The 21793-nt window shown below is 41.3% G+C and carries 17 protein-coding genes and 1 pseudogene; 15 read left to right on the forward strand and 3 right to left on the reverse strand.

Annotated elements, in window-relative coordinates; translation table 11 throughout:
- The 3 genes and pseudogenes from zipA (at position 1) to JV36_RS0102660 (ending at position 5112) form a co-directional block, all read left to right on the forward strand.
- The gene (gene zipA / locus JV36_RS0102650; protein WP_032094238.1) at positions 1-1626 is read left to right on the forward strand and encodes a cell division protein ZipA; all 1626 of its coding nucleotides are present in this window, start codon (positions 1-3) and stop codon (positions 1624-1626) included.
- Between the two features lie 335 nt (positions 1627-1961).
- Positions 1962-2990: pseudogene (gene ligA, locus JV36_RS0102655) on the forward strand (NAD-dependent DNA ligase LigA); the annotation flags it as partial.
- Positions 2991-3177: 187 nt separating this feature from the next.
- Positions 3178-5112, forward strand: coding sequence for a BRCT domain-containing protein (locus JV36_RS0102660; RefSeq protein ID WP_032094237.1), 1935 nt, complete (start codon positions 3178-3180; stop codon positions 5110-5112).
- 281 nt (positions 5113-5393) lie between these two features.
- Here JV36_RS0102660 and JV36_RS0102665 read toward each other — a convergent pair whose 3' ends face one another.
- The gene (locus tag JV36_RS0102665; protein ID WP_032094236.1) at positions 5394-6791 is read right to left on the reverse strand and encodes a heavy metal sensor histidine kinase; all 1398 of its coding nucleotides are present in this window, start codon (positions 6789-6791) and stop codon (positions 5394-5396) included.
- On the reverse strand, positions 6775-7458 hold the full coding sequence (locus JV36_RS0102670) for a heavy metal response regulator transcription factor (RefSeq protein WP_013783912.1): 684 nt from the start codon (positions 7456-7458) through the stop codon (positions 6775-6777). The genes JV36_RS0102665 and JV36_RS0102670 overlap by 17 nt, the downstream gene beginning before the upstream one ends.
- A gap of 377 nt (positions 7459-7835) precedes the next feature.
- Here JV36_RS0102670 and JV36_RS0102675 point away from each other — a divergent pair, with 377 nt between their 5' ends.
- From JV36_RS0102675 to JV36_RS0102730, 12 genes are all read left to right on the forward strand, one after another.
- Complete coding sequence (locus JV36_RS0102675) at positions 7836-8123, forward strand: hypothetical protein (protein WP_152561491.1); 288 nt, start codon at positions 7836-7838, stop codon at positions 8121-8123.
- A gap of 96 nt (positions 8124-8219) precedes the next feature.
- Positions 8220-8744 carry a DUF411 domain-containing protein gene (locus tag JV36_RS0102680; RefSeq protein ID WP_052009992.1) on the forward strand — a complete coding sequence of 175 codons (525 nt, stop codon included), beginning with the start codon at positions 8220-8222 and terminating at the stop codon, positions 8742-8744.
- Entirely contained in the window at positions 8744-10105 is a 1362-nt protein-coding gene (locus JV36_RS0102685) for a TolC family protein (protein WP_032094234.1), read from the forward strand. Before JV36_RS0102680 ends, JV36_RS0102685 begins: the two co-directional genes overlap by 1 nt.
- The gene (locus tag JV36_RS0102690) at positions 10102-11934 is read left to right on the forward strand and encodes an efflux RND transporter periplasmic adaptor subunit (protein ID WP_032094233.1); all 1833 of its coding nucleotides are present in this window, start codon (positions 10102-10104) and stop codon (positions 11932-11934) included. The genes JV36_RS0102685 and JV36_RS0102690 overlap by 4 nt, the downstream gene beginning before the upstream one ends.
- The gene (locus JV36_RS0102695) at positions 11931-15068 is read left to right on the forward strand and encodes an efflux RND transporter permease subunit (RefSeq protein WP_032094232.1); all 3138 of its coding nucleotides are present in this window, start codon (positions 11931-11933) and stop codon (positions 15066-15068) included. The genes JV36_RS0102690 and JV36_RS0102695 overlap by 4 nt, the downstream gene beginning before the upstream one ends.
- 182 nt (positions 15069-15250) lie before the next feature.
- Positions 15251-15673: a copper resistance CopC family protein gene (locus tag JV36_RS0102700; protein WP_032094231.1), complete on the forward strand. Its 423-nt coding sequence runs from the start codon at positions 15251-15253 to the stop codon at positions 15671-15673.
- A 28-nt stretch (positions 15674-15701) separates the two neighbouring features.
- Positions 15702-16628: a copper resistance D family protein gene (locus tag JV36_RS0102705; RefSeq protein ID WP_032094230.1), complete on the forward strand. Its 927-nt coding sequence runs from the start codon at positions 15702-15704 to the stop codon at positions 16626-16628.
- A 46-nt stretch (positions 16629-16674) separates the two neighbouring features.
- Entirely contained in the window at positions 16675-17157 is a 483-nt protein-coding gene (locus tag JV36_RS0102710; RefSeq protein WP_032094229.1) for a YybH family protein, read from the forward strand.
- A gap of 375 nt (positions 17158-17532) precedes the next feature.
- Positions 17533-17847 (forward strand): hypothetical protein, encoded by a 315-nt coding sequence (locus JV36_RS0102715; protein WP_235207747.1) that lies wholly within the window; start codon positions 17533-17535, stop codon positions 17845-17847.
- A gap of 94 nt (positions 17848-17941) precedes the next feature.
- Positions 17942-18295 carry a hypothetical protein gene (locus JV36_RS0102720; RefSeq protein WP_032094227.1) on the forward strand — a complete coding sequence of 118 codons (354 nt, stop codon included), beginning with the start codon at positions 17942-17944 and terminating at the stop codon, positions 18293-18295.
- 164 nt (positions 18296-18459) lie between these two features.
- Complete coding sequence (locus tag JV36_RS20035; protein ID WP_052009990.1) at positions 18460-18807, forward strand: cupredoxin domain-containing protein; 348 nt, start codon at positions 18460-18462, stop codon at positions 18805-18807.
- A gap of 507 nt (positions 18808-19314) precedes the next feature.
- Positions 19315-20385: a hypothetical protein gene (locus JV36_RS0102730; RefSeq protein ID WP_032094226.1), complete on the forward strand. Its 1071-nt coding sequence runs from the start codon at positions 19315-19317 to the stop codon at positions 20383-20385.
- A 175-nt stretch (positions 20386-20560) separates the two neighbouring features.
- On the opposite strand, the gene JV36_RS0102735 is transcribed toward JV36_RS0102730, so the two are convergent.
- Complete coding sequence (locus tag JV36_RS0102735; protein ID WP_032094225.1) at positions 20561-21562, reverse strand: hypothetical protein; 1002 nt, start codon at positions 21560-21562, stop codon at positions 20561-20563.
- Between the last annotated feature and the right edge of the window lie 231 nt (positions 21563-21793).

Here is a 21793-nt window from a genome sequence, read left to right on the forward strand (position 1 = left end):
ATGGAAGATGAATTACGTCTATTTTTACTGTTAGGTGGTTCTGTTTTTATCATCGGTGTTTTAGCCCATGGTATATGGAAAATCAGAAAAAATAGTAAGCCAGAGCGCAAGGAACGTTTAGAGCCACGACAGTGGAACGAAAGCCAAGATAGCGATGTTGAAAGTGATGAATCATCAGAAAACGGTGGGTTCGACGAACTCGGTGTAGGCAGTGTTCGTGTTATTGGCGGCAACCGTTCGTATCATGGTGATGACGCTGATGAGACCCGCTTTAATTCAGATGACGAGCACACGTTGTCAGGCGGTGATCCCAGTAGCGACGATTCCAGCACGTTTGCCGATGACGCTGATAGAAAGTCATTAGCGGAAAATAGAGCGCAAGGTGCCGATTACCCTTCTGGCGACGCTTCCGGCAACGCTTCTGAAAGCGCAAACTCGGTCAATATCGAGCAGGAAGATGATGATGCCCAAGAGCAGCGTTCTACGCTTTATGGTTCAGTCATTACCAATCCAAAACCCCATTTGCAAGGCCAGAGCCGCTCTTCTAGCGACACTGCGCCGGTTCAAAATGACAACATTGCGGATTTTCCAGAGCCCCCTGGTTTCTTATTGAAAGAATCTGAAGCGTCTTCTCATGGGTCTCAAGCGAATGAACAAAGCGACGGTGAAAACGAGAGTTCTGTGTCTCTTTCTGATTCAACCAGCAGTGCAAATACCAGTGCACAGCATAATCCATCAGAGTCGGCAGACCATACAGCCGACGCTGGCAACATAGCGAGTGAGTCGAAAAAATACCAGCGTTCTGAAGTACCGAAAGCCACCTCAACGCTTTATGTAGATGCGACTAAAGAAGAGACTTCCGAAACGAGTACTCTAGAAAACGGCATTTTAGAAAATAGCGATTCGGAGTCTAAAGTTGTAGAAGGGCAGTTTGATAAAACAGCTGCACCGCAGCGGGTAGAACCTACTTTTTCTGGCTCATTGCGAGAGAAGGGCGAAAACGAACGTGTGGCCAGTCATCACGATGAGCTTGCTGGTGAGAGAAAACGATTCTCTAAAACCAAACGTACCAAACCCGCGGCAAGGAAACGGGAAGAGCCAAACTTTGGTGACGATCAAATGCGTATCGATTTCGACGATAACGATAATCAGTCTGCTAATCAGGCCGCATCAAACGAAACCTCTGACGCAGCCGCACAGGAAGTGTTAGTGCTGAATGTGCGAGCAAAGAATGACTTGCCTATATCGGGAGCGGCATTATTGCCTATGCTACTGACGTTGGGTTTCAAATTTGGCGATCAGGATATTTTTCACCGCCACGTTAACTCAAACGGTAAGGGACCTGTGCTGTTTAGCCTTGCAAACATGTTCAAGCCTGGCGTGTTCGATATAGACAATTTAGAGAACTTTGATACCCAAGGCATCTCGTTGTTTATGATCCTACCCATTGAGGGCGATCCGCATCAGGTGTTTAATATGATGCATAATGCGGCTCGCAAATTAGCGGATGAGTTTGACGCACAAGTACTCGATGGTCGTCGCAGTGTGTTAACAAAACAAGGGCTGCAGCAGTACGTTGAGAAAATTCGAGAATTTGAGCGCAAACGAATGATTTCGCGTAGCTAGGTAAAAGCTTTGTGTTAGCGGTGGGGCGAAGGGGTAAATTTAGCTTGCCTGTTGCTTTATCCGCTAGCTTTCAAGAAGAGCCAGTTCTTGTAGAGGGCTAGCCAGTAGAGGCTTAGCGAGTTGATACTCAACGAGTAGAGATTTAGCTAGAACAGAGCTAACTAGAACAGAGCTAACTAGAACAGAGCATCTAGAACAGAGCTATCTAGAACCGCTTAGTTAATTTATAAGGACTTGCCTATCAAGTCCTTTTTTCATTTAAACAGATGTCTGTAGAGAAACTCATGATACCTGTTTAACGTTTTTCACTTTTATTATGGCGTGATACCGACTCTATGTCCGATACCTTAGAGCAAGCAAAAAATGATGTTGCGACACTTCGCAAACGTTTGAACGAGTATAACTATCAGTACTACGTTCTGGACGACCCTTCTGTGCCAGACGCACAGTACGATCGCGACATGCAGTCGCTTATTGCATTAGAGAAGCAGTTTCCAGATTTATACAGTGCCAACTCACCAAGTCAAAAGGTGGGCGGCGCGGCGCTGTCGTCCTTCGAGCAAGTGACTCACGATGTACCTATGCTATCTCTAGATAATGCCTTTGATGATGCGTCGTTACTGGCCTTTGAAAAGCGCTTAAAAGACCGCTTAAAAGATACGACAACCCTCGCTTTTAGCTGTGAGCCTAAGCTTGATGGACTGGCTGTAAGTATTCTTTATGAAAATGGAGAGCTTGTGCGAGCGGCCACCCGCGGCGATGGGCAGGTTGGCGAAAATATTACTGCCAACGTTAGAACCATTGCCAACGTACCTTTATCGCTTCGCGGCGATAATCTGCCAGCCCGTGTAGAAGTGCGTGGCGAAGTTTTCATGCCTAAAGAGGGGTTTGAAAAGCTCAATAATACCCAGCGTGAAAAAAGTGCGAAGGTTTTTGCTAACCCTCGAAATGCAGCGGCAGGAAGTTTGAGGCAATTAGACTCTAAAATTACCGCTAAACGCCCGCTAATGTTTTATTCGTACTCACTAGGCGTGGTTGAGCCGGAGTCGTTCGACCTTCCTAATACGCACAGTGAGCGCCTCAATAAGCTTGCCTCTTGGGGCCTTCCTTTGTGCCCTGATATCAGTACTGCCGAAGGCGGAACCGGCTGCTTAGACTACTACAACCTTATCTTAAACAAACGGGATGCACTTCCTTACGACATCGACGGTGTTGTGTTTAAGGTTGATGATATTTCCATTCAACGCACACTGGGCTTTGTTGCTAGAGCACCGCGTTGGGCTATTGCACAAAAATTCCCAGCCCAGGAAGAGGTAACTACATTAGTCGATGTAGAGTTCCAAGTGGGGCGTACTGGCGCGATGGGTGTCACCATGGACAAAATTGTTTCAAATAGATTTGTTCAAATACTCAAGTTACATTATTTAATTAATGTCTTCACAAAAGGTCTCAACGATACCCTTACATCGTTTTTCCAAACGGATATTTATCAGCCATCATTAGGATATAACAATACCACCTTAGTTGTTCGTTTAAATGGAGGGCTTTGATATGCTGAATATTGACTTTACCAAAGAACAATTGGAAATATTGAATGAGATAGGTGAAGAATTTAAGCCAGAAAAATTAGTATCGTTGTTCTCTCGGTCAGACTTAAATACTGAAGAGTTAGTATTTATTCTAAAAGCATCCAACGCCCTTTATCGGGCGGGTAGTCCGATTCTGTCAGATAAGCAATATGATATATACATTTCATTATTGCGAGATCAAAATCATCTTCATCCATACCTTAACACTGTTGAGCCAGAGCCTTTAATTGAGTCTAAAACAGTCGAACTTCCAGAAAGAATGTTGTCAACGGAAAAAGCATATTCACTTCAAGATATCGAGAAGTGGGTAAAGAGAATACAAAAAGCAGCTCAAGAGACGAATGTACCTGAAGAAGAGATTGATATTAGGGTGACACCTAAACTCGATGGTTATGCAGCCTTTGATGACGGTGATACTCTATATACCAGAGGGGATGGTTATAGAGGACAAGATGTAACAAGAGCATTTAAACGCGGATTGAAGGTAGCCAACTCCGGAGAGCGTGGTTTGGGGCCCGGTGAAATAGTCATTAAAAAAAGTTATTTCACTGAGGTACTCAGTAGTTATTTTGAAAATTCTAGAAATATCCAAGCCGCTATTATAGCTGAAAAGAAGGTTGATAACAGAATCCAGAAGGCTATAAAAGATGGCGCATGTGTATTTTATCCCTTCGCTCTTCTTAAAAATAATACAGTCAAAATTTCGGTGTTGATGGATGAGTTTGAATCAATCGTTGAGGGTATTTGGAGTTCGGTAGACTTTGATGTGGATGGTGTAATTTTAGAGACTACAAATGAGACTATTAAAAAGTATATGGGCGCGACAAGACGTAACCATAGGTGGCAAATAGCATTTAAAGTAAATGAAGAATCTGCAAATGTCGAAGTAGTTAGGGTTATACCACAAACATCAAGAACTGGAAGGATAGCACCTGTAGCCGAACTTGTGCCAACGAAATTAAGTGGAGTCACTATAAGCAGAGTGACAGTTCACCATTACAATATGGTCAAAACAAATGGCGTTGGAGCTGGCGCTATAATTAGGTTGGTGAGAAGTGGTTTAGTAATTCCCAAAATTGAAGAGGTCTTAACGAAGGTTGCACCTGATATTCCTGATTCATGCCCCAGTTGCGGATCTCATTTGTTGTGGGAATCAGATAATTTAATTTGTCCTAATAAAATAGACTGCCCCGCGCAAACTGAAAACACCTTAGTTCATTTTTTCAAAACTCTTGGTAATAATGATGGGTTTGGGTCTAAGACGATTGAAAAGCTGACCAGCTTTGGAGTTAAATATATCCATGAAATATATGGCTTAGAAGTTGACGATTTCTTAAGGATTGGCTTTGGTGAGAAGACGGCGATAAATTTATTTAATCAACTCCAAGCGAGCAGAAGTATTGAGATTGAAGACTGGCGATTCCTATCTGCGTTTGGGGTTAGCCGGTTAGGTTCAGGGAATTGCGAAAAACTTCTAGAACATCATTCATTAGTTAGTTTATTTGAACTCACAGTTTCTGACATGATCCAAATTGATGGATTCGCTGAAATTAGCGCTGAGGCTATTAAAGAGGGTTTAGAAAATATAAGGGAAGAATTTTTTAAGGTTTATGATTTAGGCTTTGCATTAAGACCAACAGCTATAGAAAATACTGAAAAATTGTCATCACCGATATCTGGAGCTATAATCGTTTTTACAGGCACTATGATTGAAGGTTCCCGATCAGATATGGAAAAGAAGGCTAAAGCCCTAGGCGCAAAAGTTGGAAAATCGGTAACTTCAAAGACAACTTATCTTGTGACAGGCGATAAAGTTGGCGAAACTAAAATTAACGCAGCAAAAGACAAAGGAGTAAAAGTTTTGTCTGAGCAGCAGTATCTTGACTTTATTAGGTAAAGCTCCTTTATTGATTTGGCGAAATGGGTAACACGGTTGTAAGAATACACGATAATTAAAATAGGTTTTCCCGTTAGTCAGACCAATAAATAATCTAACGACAAATTGGGCTCATGTAATGCAGCATGTTCAAAATAATTTTCATTTATTTTATTAATATTTGAACATGCTCTAATTAACATGTTCATAAGTCTTAATTTAATTCATATTGCGACCTCAATAAATAGCCCGATAAATTAGCAATTTTCCAAACATGATTACCCGTCGTCATCATCTTATTTTTAAGTATCGCTAAACTCGATAATAAAAACCGTCTTACTTTCATCTGATTCGACGTACATATCGGCTCCATTGATTTTCATCACAGATTTAGCAATAGTCAATCCAAGGCCTGTACCTTGCCCATCTCTTTGTCGAGATGGGTCAACTCGATAGAAACGATTGAACAATTTGGGAATATGCTGAGGCTCAATTTTCTCCCCGTTATTTAACACCATTATTTTCTGCTTTTTTCCTTTGGACTCCGTTTTGATCTCTACCGTACTATTACTAGGAGCGTGTCTAATCGCATTTGAAATCAGATTTCCTATTGCCTGTCGGAACATGGTTTTATCGCATTGAATAGTAAGGGCGGATGCGGTGACTTGGATGTTTATATGCTTTTCGTCAGCGAGTAAATTAAAGTAATCGAGTAGGCTTGATATTTCCTGTTGAATATCTAAAGGTTCAATTGATGGCTTTATAAGACCGTGCTCGGTTTTAGCTAATAGCAGCATATCACTTACCATTTTCGTCATACGCTCATATTCTTCTAAATTCGAATAAAGTATTTCAGCATATTCGTCATTTGACCGAGCTTGTCCCAACATCACTTGGGTTTGGGTAGTTAAGCTAGTTATTGGGGTTCGTAATTCATGCGCGATATCGGCTGAGAAGTGGGATAGTTTTTCAAATCCATCCTCAAGCCGCTCAATCATGGTATTGAAAGAACTTACTAGAGTGATTAATTCTTCCGGTACCACATCTGGGTTTAGTCGTATATCAAGATTATCGGCGGTGATGGTTTCAATTTTTCGCGTAAGCTTTCTCAATGGTGATAGGCTTCTGTAAATCGCAAAACGCGCAGCTAAGACTGTAATAATGCCCGAACAAATAATGATGCCAATAATCGATTTCAAAAGGCTGTTCATAAATGTCATATGAAATTCCATGTTTGAAGCAACGATGATGGTATAGCTAGTATCATGCGTATTAAAACCTAATTTAATGGCTCTATGCATATGGTTTTCATCGCTAAATAACAGCATGTCTGCGGGATTAATTGATGTGTATGTTTTGGCTGTTTTAGGAAAGAAAGAAAAGTCGGCTCCTTCGCTTGAAAATATTGTATCTCCTTCGGCATCCTCAACATAATAGTACACACCATGATGTCCTGAAACCGCCTGAAATAAAAGCTTACTGGGTTGTACTGACTGATTATGTGACTTTTCGAGCTTTAACTTAATGGCATGAAACACCTCATCAAGCTCATCGGCATCTTGTTCTTGAAAATGATCTTCGATGGAGGTGACTACGAGTGTGCCCATAACGCCCAAACACACAAAGATAGCTATTCCCACAAATACCATTGTTCGAAAGGAAATTGAATACGGCTTTTGCCTTTTAATTTTGCTCTTCATCAGTTGTTAACTTGTATCCCATACCACGAACCGTTTGAATCAATTTAGGGGAAAATGCATCATCAATTTTAGCTCTTAAGCGGCGTATCGCTACATCGATGACGTTTGTATCGCTGTCGAAATTAATATCCCATACTTGAGACGCAATCAAGGAGCGAGGAAGCACCTCTCCTTGTCTTCTGACCATGAGTTCTAAAAGCGAAAACTCTTTTGTTGTCAAGTTAATGGATTGGCCAGCGCGTTTTACAACACGAGACGGGATGTCCATTTGTAAGTCTGCGACTTGTAGCAGGTTGGCAGCTACTGTATTTCCTCTTCGAAAAAGGGTTCTGACTCTAGCCAACAATTCTGCAAAAGCAAAAGGCTTGACTAGATAATCGTCAGCGCCCAGCTCTAGACCCTTTACTCTGTCATTTACACTATCTCTCGCTGTCAAAAACAATACCGGCGTTTGATTGCCAGATTGACGTAATGACTCTAAAATCCGCCAACCATTAATATCTGGGAGCATGACGTCTAATATTATTAGATTAAACTCGCCTGTCATCGCTTTATGATGACCGTCTAAACCATTGCGCACGAGTTCAATGACAAATCCAGACTCTGTTAGTCCTTGCTTTATATAGTCACCGATTTTCTTTTCATCCTCGACTACCAAAATTTTCATAGTTCACTCACGTCATGTTTAATGCGATTTCGGTACTTAGTGTTGCTAAATGTTTAACAAGTGGGTGTTCGAGATTGGATGTTGCAACTCGGGCCAACAAAACGTACCTCACTCACAAGCAATATATTCCAATGCATAAAAATAACCAACGATTGCTCTGACTAGATTACAACATTGTAATGAGCAGGTAATCGCACTGCCATGTTGCTTAACTATACTCTTCAACTGGAACTATATTTAGAATACCTTATCAAAGGTATTTCAAGAATAGTAAAGTCGTATTAGATTATTCATTAAGGGTCGGTTTGGTCAGTAAATGCATTAAAACTGTTTTGCTTATAATATTTTTAAGCACTCAAGTTGCAGATTCGTTTGCGATGTCCAGCCCTGGCTGCGACATGCAAAACGATATGCATGAGCAACACCTTATGGATAACGACCATAATTCATCACAAAATAGCCATGAGACGAGTCAGATGGACGCGGATTGCTGTGGCGACGGGTGTGCTTGTCCACTAGGCATCGTGTCCATCGCGATGCTCGTGAATTTTGACATTTTAACTCCAATCGACTTCAAATCCCTTAAGCCCAACACTTTTATCACGGATGCAGATGATGCTGTCCTTGGTCGCTTGCAACGTCCCCCAAAACGCTCTTTAGCCTAACTCCAAAAATTTGGCGAAGCTCGTCAAAATTCCAATATCGAACGCCGCCCAATGAAGGCTGTGGCCGACATTTAAATTGTTAGAAAGAGAAATCAAATGAAGCCAATAAAATTGCTTTTTACTAAATTAGTGCTGCTTATTTCAGTGACTATCGTCGTTGCATGCACAAATGAATCAATTACTACTGAACAAAACAAGACCAATTCCCAAGATATTGAGCCAAGTTTAAAGTTGGACGTTTTTAAACGCGAGTCGTGTGGATGTTGTCAGGGATGGATTGATCATGCTGAATCTCAAGGCATCCAAACCGATGTAGATGATATTGTTTTTCTCACTACTAAAAAACAAGATCTCGGAATCGAGCCAATGTACCGCTCCTGCCATACATCGGTGTCAACTGAAGGGTATGTTTTCGAAGGTCATATACCCGTCAAATTTATTGTTAAATACTTAGATAATGTTCCGCAAGGCACAATCGGCCTCTCGGTGCCGGGTATGCCTGTTGGCAGTCCAGGAATGGAGAACGGCGATCAATTCAGACCATATCAAGTGTTATTGCTCAAAGATGACGGTACAGCAGAGGTTTTTGCAGAGGTGAATTCGTATGAGGAGCAATTCTGATGAGTGCTTTTAAAGGCCTTGCATGCCTAATTTTGCTTGTTACAACAAGTAGTCAAATATCAGCAGAACAAAAGACCCCCCTTACTTTGCAGCAGGCTGTTGCCCAAGCTATTCAAAAGGACCCGTGGTTGGAAGGTAGCCAATATCGGGAAAACGCAACTATTTCTTCAAGTATCGCCGCAGATACTTTGCCTGATCCAGTTGTGTCATTAGGGTTGGCAAACGTCCCTACTGATGGTTTCGCATTCGACCAAGAGCCTATGACTCAAATTAAAGCTGGCATTTCACAGATGTTTCCTCGTGGAGAAAGCTTGAGTATTAGACGCAAGCAACTCGAAGAATTGGCAACGCAGCATCCATTTATGCGATTGGACAGAATAGCCAAAACACAAGTTGCCGTTTCTATGAAGTGGTTAGACGTTTATCTAGCGCAGCAAAGCATTTCGCTAATTGAGAAAGACAGATCTTTGTTTGAACAACTCAGTGAAATTGCAGAAGCGAATTACTCCTCTGCCGTCGGTAAAGTCAGGCAACAAGATATTATCCGAGCGCAGTTGGAACTAGCGCGACTTGAAGACAGACTCACAAAGCTATCTTCTCAAAAAGAAAGAGCCTCGGCCGAACTTTTAGAATGGTTGACCGGCGGCGATTCAGGCGCGTTCAATAACTCGGTAAATGTTGCCTCTCTTGAACTACCAAAAACGTTGCCAGAAATTGAAGGAATAGAGAACGCCTACTACAAGATATTAAAAGCTAATAATCAACAAATGTTGGCAAATATACTCATCTCGCATCCTCTAATAAGAGCTGTTGAAAGCCGAATAAAGTCTAGTCAGACTGGCATTAAACTAGCGAAACAACAATACAAGCCGCAATGGGGAGTAAATGCCAGTTATGCATATCGAGCAGATGACCAAATGGACAGAAGCCGAGCAGATTTTCTTTCAATCGGCGTTAGCTTTGACCTCCCTTTGTTTACAGAAAATAAACAAGATAAAGAAGTAAGCGCCGCCGTTAACGAATCAGAAGCAATTAAAACTGAAAAACGATTAGTGCTTAGAGGCATGCTTGCTCAAATGCAATCCATTTTTGCAGCAAGAGAACGGCTGTTGGAGAGACAGACCTTATATCGCACGAATATTCTCCAGCAATCAAGCGAACAAGCCGAAGCCTCGTTAACAGCTTATACCAATGATGACGGTGATTTTGCTGAAGTTGTGAGAGCTAGGATTGCTGATCTAAATGCTCGTATTGACGCATTAGAAATCGAAGTCGAACTACTTAAAACAAACATTCAACTAAATTACTTTTTTTCTGAGCAGAGTCTTAAAGCTGTATCTGAATTTGGAGCAAACCAATGAAAACTGTTAACGCAATCGCTATAGGCGTGATAGCAGGCGCTGTAATGACAGCTCTTACCTACTCAATATTACCAAGCTCAAATGACTCACATGATAGTGCGGCGGATGCTGGAGAAAAGCAGCCTTTGTATTGGGTTGCGCCAATGGATCCAAACTATAGAAGAGATGAGCCTGGGAAGTCCCCTATGGGCATGGATTTAGTACCTGTTTACGAAGATGAACAAGGCGCTGGCGATAGCCCAGGTACGGTGAAGATTTCGCCAACTGTAGTGAACAATCTAGGTGTGCGTACTGCTAAAGTGGAAAAGCGGTCTTTGCACGTACCTATAAAAACAGTAGGTTATATCCAATATAATGAGGACACACTCGTTCATATTCACCCAAGGGTAGAGGGTTGGATAGATGAGCTATACGTAAAAGCAGCGGGCGAATATGTCAAAAAGGGCGAGCCACTATACGCGCTTTATTCTCCCGAACTTGTAAATGCTCAAGAAGAATATCTTATTGCCTTAAAACGCTCAAATAAGGAGCTGATAGAGGCTTCAAAAACAAGGTTAAAAGCGCTGCAAATGCCAGAATCTGAGATTCAATCGCTTATCTCAACTGGTAAAGTTCAGCAAACAATAACCTTCTATGCACCCCAAACTGGCTTTGTTGATAACTTGAATGTGCGTCAAGGGTTTTACGTAAAGCCAGGACTGACAATTTTATCAATTGGTGCCTTGGATAAAGTTTGGGTCGATGCTGAGGTGTTTGAGCGACAGTCTGCTCAAATTCAAGAGGGTTTGCCTGTGACTATGACTTTAGAATATCTCCCAGGTAAAGAGTGGACAGGAGAGGTTGATTATATCTATCCAACCCTAGATGAAACGACTAGGACGCTTAAAGTCAGACTGAGATTTACCAATGATGATTATGCACTAAAACCTAACATGTTCGCTCAGGTAACGATCCATTCCGATTTAACAGGTGAGAATTTACTCGTGCCCTCTGAGGCGGTAATTAGAACTGGTAGCCAAGATAGAGTGGTTTTAGCACTTGGAGACGGTAAGTTTAAGTCGGTGTCAGTAGAAGTAGGACAGGTAGTTGATGAATATACAGAGATCTTATCAGGCTTGAGACTCAACGACAAAATCGTTACGTCAGCACAATTCTTACTCGATTCAGAAAGCAGCATTAGTTCTGATTTCAAAAGGATGGAGGAGCCTGAAGCGACTGCGCAGTCGGTATATACCGAGGCGACCGTAAACAGTGTGATGACAGATCATAGAATGATAAATGTTGATCATGGCGCTATTGAAGAGTGGGAATGGCCGAGCATGACAATGGATTTCACCGTTGCCGAAAGCGTCGACATTAATGAGTTGAAAGCCGGCATGTCACTTCATATGGAAATCACTAAAACTGACTCTGGAAGTTTCGAAGTAACCACCGTTCATATCATGGATTCGATGAATGACATGGATAGCTCTGAGGAGAGCACTGATTCAGGTCATGACGCAATGCACAGTATGGAAGAGCCTATTATGTCGGTTTGGACAGAGGCAACCATAAATAACGTGATGATGGAGAGCAGAAAAATCAACGTTGATCACGGTCCTATTGATGAGTGGGAATGGCCGAGTATGACAATGGATTTCGATGTTGCCGATAGCGTTGCTATTGAAGAATTGAAAGCCGGTATGTCACTGCACATGGAAATTGTCAAAACCGACTCTGGAAGTTTTGAAGTGGCAACTGTCCACATCATGGGCTCGATGACAGACATGAACGATACCCAAGACATGGATCATTCTAATCATTCAGACCATCAAGGAGCTCATCAATGATAGCTGCCATAATTAGATGGTCGGTCAATAACCGATTTTTTGTTCTACTGGCTACGCTTATTCTCGTGGGTGGTGGGTTGTTTGCCATTAAAAACACGCCGGTTGATGCATTACCCGATTTGTCGGACGTACAGGTAATTATAAAAACTAGTTATCCAGGACAAGCGCCTCAAGTGGTAGAAGATCAAGTTACCTATCCTTTGACTACCGCAATGCTGTCAGTGCCCGGGGCACAAACAGTGAGAGGATATTCGTTTTTTGGCGATTCTTATGTCTATATCATCTTTGATGACGACACCGACTTGTACTGGGCGCGTAGTCGAGTGCTTGAATATTTATCGCAAGTTGCTCCTAATCTACCCGAAAACGCAAGACCACAATTGGGGCCAGATGCTACCGGCGTGGGTTGGGTTTATCTCTATGCACTTGTTGATAAAACGGGACAAAACGATATCAGCCAACTACGAAGCTTACAGGATTGGTTCCTTAAGTATGAGCTTCAAACGGTGCCAGGCGTTTCTGAAGTTTCAGTTATTGGAGGCATGGTAAAGCAATATCAAGTGCAGGTCGATCCGGAGAAGTTGCGAGCATATGGCATTCCGCTTTCTCACATTCAAACGGCGATTAAGCGCGGAAATCAGGAAGTAGGCGCATCGGTCATCGAAATGGCTGAAGCTGAATACATGGTCCGTGCCACAGGTTACATAGAGAGTAAAAGGGATATTGAGCTCATTCCTTTGGGTGTAAACGAAAATGGAACGCCGCTTTTGGTAAAAGACATTGCTGATGTTCGTCTTGGTCCACAGATGCGAAGGGGGGTAGCTGAGTTAAACGGTGAAGGGGAAACCGTTGGCGGTGTCGTTGTTATGCGCTTTGGTGAAAATGCGCAAAAAACGATTGACGGCGTCAAAGCAAAACTTGAAGACCTTAAAAAAGGCTTACCCGATGGGGTCGAAATTGTCACGGTTTACGATCGCTCTGCACTAATAGAAAGAGCGGTAGACAACCTTGCATCGAAATTAGTGGAAGAGTTTATCGTCGTTGCACTGGTGTGTATTGCATTCTTGTTTCATGTACGTTCGTCACTTGTTGCGATCATTAGTATTCCAGTAGGGATTATCACAGCAATTATCGTGATGTACATGCAAGGTATTAATGCCAACATCATGTCATTGGGTGGAATTGCTATTGCTATTGGTGCGATGAGCGACGGGGCGATTGTGATGATTGAGAATATGCATAAACACATGGAGCGCACCCCCTTAACCAAAGAGAATAGATGGCAAATAGTTGTGGATTCAGCATCTGAGGTGGGCCCTGCATTGTTTTTCAGTCTTCTAATTATAACAGTCAGTTTTGTGCCTGTGTTTACGCTTGAGGCACAAGAGGGGCGCATGTTTTCACCGCTTGCTTTTACCAAAACCTATGCAATGGCAGCCTCAGCAGCTCTTGCAATTACGCTTGTGCCCGTTCTTATGGGATATTTTGTGCGCGGTAAAATACTTGCTGAAAGCAAAAATCCAGTCAATCGTTTCTTAACTTTTTTGTACATGCCGACGCTTAGAACTGTTCTGCGTTTCCCTAAGGTAACGATGTTAGCTGCGGCTTTAGTACTAGCGATAGGTTTGTGGCCTGTGAACAAGATTGGCAGCGAGTTTATCCCACCTTTGGATGAGGGGGATTTGATGTACATGCCAACAACCTATGCGGGTATATCGATTGGCAAAGCCCGAGAGTTGTTGCAACAAACCAATAAGCTGATCAAAACGGTCCCAGAAGTCGAAACCGTGTTTGGGAAAGTAGGTCGCGCTGATACCGCAACCGATCCGGCTCCTTTAACGATGATAGAAACCTTCATTCAATTAAAACCTAAAGAGGAGTGGCGAGAAGGCTTAACAACTGATGATTTAATAAAGGAGTTTGACTCAGTGGTCAAATTGCCGGGCCTAACGAATGCTTGGGTAATGCCAATTAAGACTAGAATTGACATGTTGGCAACAGGTATAAAGACGCCCGTTGGTATTAAAATTGGTGGCCCTGATCTCAAGGAAATTCAGAAAATCGGACAGCAAATTGAAACCATACTTTCCGATGTTAACGGCACTGCTTCTGTTTATTCTGAGCGTGTCGCAGGAGGACGTTATGTCAAAGTAGATATTCAGCGCGAAAAGGCAGCACGATATGGTCTAAACATCGCTGACGTCCAACAAGTTGTCTCAAGTGCTATCGGCGGGATGAATGTGACTCAGAGTGTTGAAGGTTTAGAGCGTTACCCTGTAAATGTTCGTTATCCTCAGTCTTATCGTTCATCGCCTGAGTCCTTATCTTTATTACCTATCGTTACACCACAGGGTAAACGAATTGCTTTGGCCGATGTGGCGGATGTGTATATTGAAGATGGTCCTCCAGGTATTAAAAGTGAAAATGCACGGCTTAATGGCTGGGTGTATGTGGATATCGATGGTGTAGATATTGGTTCCTATGTGGTTTCAGCCCAAAAAGCAGTGAGCGAGCAATTAGTCTTACCGGCAGGTTATTCGGTGAAGTGGTCTGGACAATATGAGTATATGTTGCGGGCTAAAGAGAAATTAACCTATGTGGTTCCTTTGACCATAGCTATCATCGTTATTCTACTGTATCTCAATTTTCGCAACTTCATCGAAGTAGCGATCATTATGGGGACTTTACCACTGTCTATGGTGGGAAGTATCTGGCTGATGTACATAGAGGGTTTTAACTTTTCAGTTGCCGTCGGCGTCGGCTTCATTGCACTTGCAGGTGTTGCCGTAGAAATTGGCGTAATTATGCTTGTTTACTTAAATCAGGAGTATCAAGCCTTAATCGAAAAATGTAAATCTGAGGGCGTCAAACCCACCATAAACATGTTAACTGAAGCGGTTATTCATGGCTCTGGATTACGTGTCCGACCGGTTATGATGACCACAGCGACCATAATATTTGGCTTATTACCCGTACTTTACGGCTCAGGCACTGGGTCTGAAGTCATGAGTCGTATTGCTGCTCCGATGGTTGGTGGCATGGTTAGCGCTTTACTACTGACCTTGTTGGTTTTACCCGCAATTTATTTTCTGTGGAAGAGAAGGCAAATTCAACACTTGCTGGATACTTTCTGATGCTAGCTTCAAGCAAGGAACGACATTTCATAAGAGGACTATTGACATGTAGTAGCGTGGCGAACTTTTTCGCCCGCGACTATGCGTCCGTGACATTCGGCCTATCACCAACGATTCACTTTTTACGACAACAAACAAGAACAACTACATTATTTAAACAAACTATCTATTAAGGAAATAATATGAAATCAATAATCATCGCACTTTTCGTTTTAAGTCTGAGCTTAAGCATACAAGCATATGCTCATACATCGTTGGCCTCATCAATGCCGAAAGACAATGCTATGTTGATGGAAAGTCCAGACAACCTGGATCTCAATTTTGCAGATGATGTGCGTCTTGTTGACTTAAAGGTTAAAAGTAAAAAAGGTGAGCTTGTGGATGTTGGCTTTGAACCTTCGATGGACGCAAACAAAAACTATAGTTTCAGCTTACCTTTGCTTGCTGTGGATACTTACGTAGTCTCATGGACCATTATGGGAGATGACGGTCATAAAATGAAGGGACAGCTTTCATTTATGGTGCATGTGAGCAAAAAAATGAAAGGAATGAAGCACAAAGACATGAAAAATACTTCGATGGATCATTCAGGTATGACTCATTAGTTATTAAGAGTTAAATAGGTAAATCGATATGTTGCCAGAATGGTGGACCGCATTTTTAGTGTTAGGCAAATTCCTAGTCTATTTAGGTATGATGGGTGTTATGGGCTCTAGCGCTACTTTGTTACTTTTAAAAGGCAGCAAGCAGCGCGTAGCATTCAAGGCTCATAAAAGCTGGCAACTGGTTACCTTAAACTATTCTGTTCGCCTTTCAGTTGTTGGCTTTTTTGCTAGTGTCGCTGGTTTTTTTCTTCAGACTGGCTATATGGCGGAGAAAGGATTAGCGGGTATGTTTTCTCCTTTCATGGTGGAGATGATGTGGCACTCACAGGTAGGAACTATTGCCGCAATTCGTAGCGCTATCTTTGTTTTGTTCGCGTTGCTTACGTGGTTTCTATTACAAAAACTCAAACGTGACCAGAGTTTAGTGTCATCCAAGCTACTGCTAACAAGCACCGCAATGTTTTCATTGCCGCTAGCGTTTACTTTTTCCCTGACCGGACATGCTAGTCAGTTTGTCACGTTGGGCGAAATTCAAATTTTTATCCATTCCCTCATTGGTTTGACATGGGTAGGCTCGTTATACCCACTGATTACTGCTTGTAGATTACTCAATCACTCCGAATTAGCTTTCGTCATGAAACGTTACGGTAACATTGCCATAGTGTTGGTGTTTATCTTAGTCACAGTTGGTGTAGTAATGTTGATACAGCTACTGTCTTCCCCATCGACCCTTATATTCACTGAATATGGACTTGCCTTTTTATCCAAACTTTTTGCAGTTGCTCTAATGCTCACGTTAGCAGCTGGGCATAAGCTTTTTTGGGTACCTAGGCTACCTAAGGATCAAAATGTGCGCTTTAAATTACTCAAATCAATCAAATTTGAGTTCATTATTGGGCTTTTCATTTTGTCTCTTACAGCGCTGTTAACTACTGCGCTGAGCCCGAACCTTTAACATAAATAATCGGCGTTTTCGCCAAAATAAGAAAAGGAAAATGTTTATGAAAATGACTGCTTTAAGACCCTTGACTGTTTTTGCATTTCTATTGTCATTTAGTGCAGTAGTTAGTGCTCATGGAGATGAGAAACACAACGAAGAATCACAGTACTTTAGCGGAACAGATTCTGATGCAGCGACGTTAGTGCTTAAATTTCATAAAGCTTTAGAAACAGGGAATGGCGACTTAGCTGCAAGCCTTTTGGCAGATGATGTTTTAATTTTTGAAGGAAAGGGTGTGGAGCGAAGCGCCCAAGAGTATGCAAGTCATCATATGCTCTCTGATATGAAGTATTTGTCACAAATGCAAATTGAGCTTATAGAGCATCATGTAAAAGAAAACGGCACATATGCAATATCTTTGTCGAGAAGCTTGGTGAAAGGGCAATACAAAGGAAAAGAAGTAAACCATATTGGGAACGAAACCATAGGTTTAGAAAAGTTGAATGATGATTGGAAAATCACGCATATTCATTGGTCTAATTAAAAACACCGCGCTGTCGACTTCTTGTTATTAATGGGGCGGCAGCGTTTATCTTATTGCCAAATTTTTTTCCACCTTTCGCATTTTCATGCTAGTCCGCTTAACGCTCCTGCAAGTTAATTACTACACAAAGTTTGATTACCAAAAGGTAATTAAATTGTAATGCTTCTGCCGTGAAACAACGTTTATTTTGAATTACAGTTACATTTCAAAATTTGATGCAATAAGCAGATTTTGTTTGCATCGAAAGACAGAAATCATTAACTCAACAACAAGGAAATTGAATATGAAAACCTACTTATAATCGCTTTTTCCTCACTTTTGATGTTTTCCCCATTAAGTATCACCAGTGCGCATCAACACAGCGATAAATCGCATATGCCGATGAATATGATGGATGATGCATCGATAGAAAAGATGAATGAACACATTACAAAAATGAACAGTGCCTTAGAGAAAATAAAACAAGAAAACGACCCAGCGAAACGAGAACAAATGCTCAATGAGCATGCTAAAAGCATGCAAGACATGATGGGCACGATGCATCACTCTAAAGGTGATTCAAGCATGATGCATGGCAAGGAAATGTCTGCTGAAATGAAAATGTCCATGATGGAAAAGCGCCTTCAGATGATGGAAAAAATGATGGAGCATACCGTAGAAAAATCCAAAAAGGTGCATGAACACAAATAGATATCAAGCAACTAATATGCATGCTGGTTTGCGCCGCTTAATAGCAAGGTAGTTGCGTTTTGAGCTAAGGATAAACGTATTAAGGGAATTTGAAATGAATAAAACACTTAAATTAGCGACACTGATATTAATCGCAACTGCGCTTCTAAGCGGTTGTGCCAACAGTTTATACCATGATTATGTAATGAGCGGCCAAGTTGCTAGTGTTAAAGGTGACAACACTCTTCTTATTTGCGTTGCAAACACAGAAAGCCTCGAAACAGGCGATGTATTTAACGTTTACAGAACGGTAATGGATAAGCTTGTTATAAATGAGGGTGAAACTGGCTATTCTCGTGAGTTTGTGGGAAAAGTGAGGCTCGGAGAAAAGCAGGATGAACACTTTGCAAGCGCTAGTGTGGTCACAGGAGAAATATACCAACATGATATGGTGGAGTTCGATAAATAATTAAACATTGCTCAAACCAATAAAGGGTAGCAATTGCTGCCCTATTTTTTCATTCGCTCTCCTGATTAATCAAGACGTACCAGCTAACTTAAATATCGCTCGAACGAGCATTTCTTTATAATCAAAAAGTAGCTGTTCAGCGAACTGTATAAAAGGATTCTAAAATGCCATGGATTAGCGGCGCATTGTTTTTAATATGTTTACTACTAATACTAAGTTTTCGCGAGTACATTAAAAAGCGACATCGACACGACAGCATCTTAGTCGAGGTAAAAGACTTACACTATCAACCCGCAAGGGTTAAATTGAAAGCTCGTAAAGCTAATCAAATTGTTTTTCTGAGAACGGATTCAAATTTATGCTCTGAATACCTACTTTTTCCGGAGCTAGGATTATCGATAAGACTCAAACTTAATAAACAAGTATCGGTGAACTTTTCTGCTTATCCGCCAGGCGAGTATGAGTTTTATAGCGCGATGAATGTGTATTCTGGGAAGCTTACAATAGTGTAGCTCGGTGTAGGCTGACAAACACCGAAAGTGTCATGCTTTACAAAAGAGTATCATACTACTTTTTGATTATTGATATACTCCGACCGGCGGCTCTTCTCTTATCTGAAACAGCAGTTTGGAGCCTGCCTTTGGAAAGCCTGATCCTTGTCTATTGATGCCAGTCAAAGATGACTGATAGACTACAAAGTGCGTAAAACAGACGTTTCAATGACTTACTCCTATATTCAAAAAAACGTTCCTATGATCGTTTTATCTTCTTAAAAAATTAATTAATGATTAAAAATATATCTTTGGCAACACGGCAGTTAATATATTAAAACCAACAAATTATATAAATGACCCATGGGTTCGATATTAAGTTGTTAAGCTCACAAGGAAAAAAGCGTGCTGATATCCAGATATCTTGATGAACCATGCCCCAAGTGCGGTGTTACAGGAAAGTATGGGAACGTCAATGTCAGTAGAAACATCCTAAATAGAGGGTGTAATAGTTGTGGAGAACGGACAATGTTCCCTCTCCCAGATATTCGAAAAAAGATAATTTATCTTGATCAGTTTTTTCTGTCTCATGCTTTTAGGGATCAAGAGCGATCATTTATAGATGCGGCCAATCGCATAAAAGACATGGCTGCTAGGCAATTAGTTGTATGTCCATATTCATCCGTTCATACAGACGAAACGCACTTGTGGAGACACGAGCAACAAGAAAACCTCTATAAATTCATAAAGCAAACTGCACGCGGCTATAAATTTAGAGAAGCCTACGAGATCAAGCTGGAACAAATGCATCGATTATTTGACGCATTTAGGTCCAATTCAGAAATTATTCAACCTATCGAAGAGCGCGATGCATTTCGCGATGAAATCCATGGATGGGATGATTATATTTGGATCGATTTACGTCCCTACTTGGGAGACTTAGAGGCTATGCGACAAGGAAAGGCTGCTGCAATCGAAGGTCTGGTAAATCTGTTCCCGGACTGGGCAAAACTGACAACTTCCTTCGAAGAAGATGTAAGTATGGAGGCCAGAGGATACGGGATATCTTTGCTTAATCAGTATTTGCAGATGGTTGCCAATGTTGGAACTGGAAACCTGATGAGTTATATGGATGCCCCAATGGACACGATGTACGTAGAATCGCTACTTCATTGTGATAGAACAACCATGAAAATTGATGAGCGATTAAGAAGAATAAGCGCATTTTTTTCATCGCATTATTTTACAAGCATTCCAAATATAAAGGTTTCGTGTGGAATCTTTGCGGTTTTACGAAAGATGGTCAAGAACGGAGCATACACTAACCCCATCAATGCACGCCGGAAACTGGCTGGACTATTCTATGATTCTGAGTGCATTTCTGTTTTCGGTCCTTACAGCGATGCAATTTTTATAGACAGGGCCATGAAGCAATGGTGCGAGAACCCTGAATCAATGCTTTTAGAACCTTATGATACAAAGATATTTTCTGTAGGAAACTGGGATGAGTTTCACAGGTATCTAGATTCTGTGGAAGACAACTATACAGATGATGTGCGTGAAGCAATTAATTTGGTATATCCGGGAATTTATGCTTAATAAGTCAATCAATAGCTTGTACGACGCAGGACAGCCATACCGGATGTCGATTATTAAGGCGTTTAATGTCCATTGTTTGCCTATAGAGGACTCAGGTTTGTTTGAGCTTAATATGTTATCAATGGAATGACGTTCAGCATTCTTTTCTCGGTCAGTTAAAAAATTAAACGTATTGTTAAAAGTAGTCATCATAAAATGGCATTTTATAAAAATGAACGTAAGGTGAATCTGAATCGCTACTTTCAACAACTACACCATAGTGGGCTAAAACGCTATCGTAAAGCCTCATAACTCGTTCGAAAGGTTCAAACGAAGGCCAATTAGGATAGTCTTCATCAAGTGCGTTAAGAGAGTTAACCAACTCGAAAAAATAAGGTGTGAACCAGCTTTTATCCAATGCTGCTCTTACATTTGGTATTTCTGAAGGGCTTTCTTTTCTACCTATGCAGTCACCAATCATATATGAAGCAAACTTCATTAATTCAATAACTGCGTTTCCCACTTCTTCGATACCTTTAGTTACATCATGATGGTGCTGGTAGTCAATAAGAACTGAGTAGATGGACTTTTCGGATGTATCTAGAACACGCAAAAAAGTCTCTTGAAAAGCTTTTGGATCACTGTCTCCGATCGTGGCGGAAAGCTTTGTTGCAAAATACTCATCCCAAGATGCCTGACCAGCAAGTATTCTTAGATATTCGGTTACGCTATGAATTATCTTACCGTATGAATATTCTGGAAAGCACTCGTAAAATGCGTGATTTGATTCTACATGCGCACACTCGTGTGCGATTACGTTTATACCTTTTTCTATATGCTCTCCGTTAAAATCTAGCATAGGAACTAGATAATTAGCATTTAATATAAGATGAGATTTGATTTTACCGTCTCGCATAACTGCGGGAGCCATTGCGATTCCTTCTACATCACCTGTGCTTGGTTTTAATTCACCAAAACCATTAGAACCTCGATCTATTGCCGCGACCTCACTCGAATAATCATAAGCAATCGTTACTCCGTCCAAATTAGACAAGTTGAAACGTTTGGAGAGCTCGCTCAAAATATATATGCAAGTTTCTCCAAATTTTTTTGCAAACTCTTCACTCTCAAACTGCCTGAGTGAAATGGTCAAGTCCTCTGGAAGAGTTTTTTCCAAATGTTCAATATTACTATTCAAACTATTTTTCACCTACAATTCGGATTACTAATACAGTTGGGGCAATATCAACAATCGCAATTACAGATCCTATATTTTGTGCATAATTAACTTTAATCAAGAAATTTACGCCTCATCAGGCCAAATCTGATTGAGTCTAGAGCTTCTGCTTTACGAAGTGTGGCCAGCCCCGAATTTTCAAATCTGAATTTCTAATATTTGTCTTTAGGGGTCTATTCTCCCGAGCTGACC

Origin of the sequence: Alteromonas sp. LOR, from assembly GCF_000753865.1 — a bacterium.
Classification (GTDB): Bacteria; Pseudomonadota; Gammaproteobacteria; order Enterobacterales; family Alteromonadaceae; genus Alteromonas.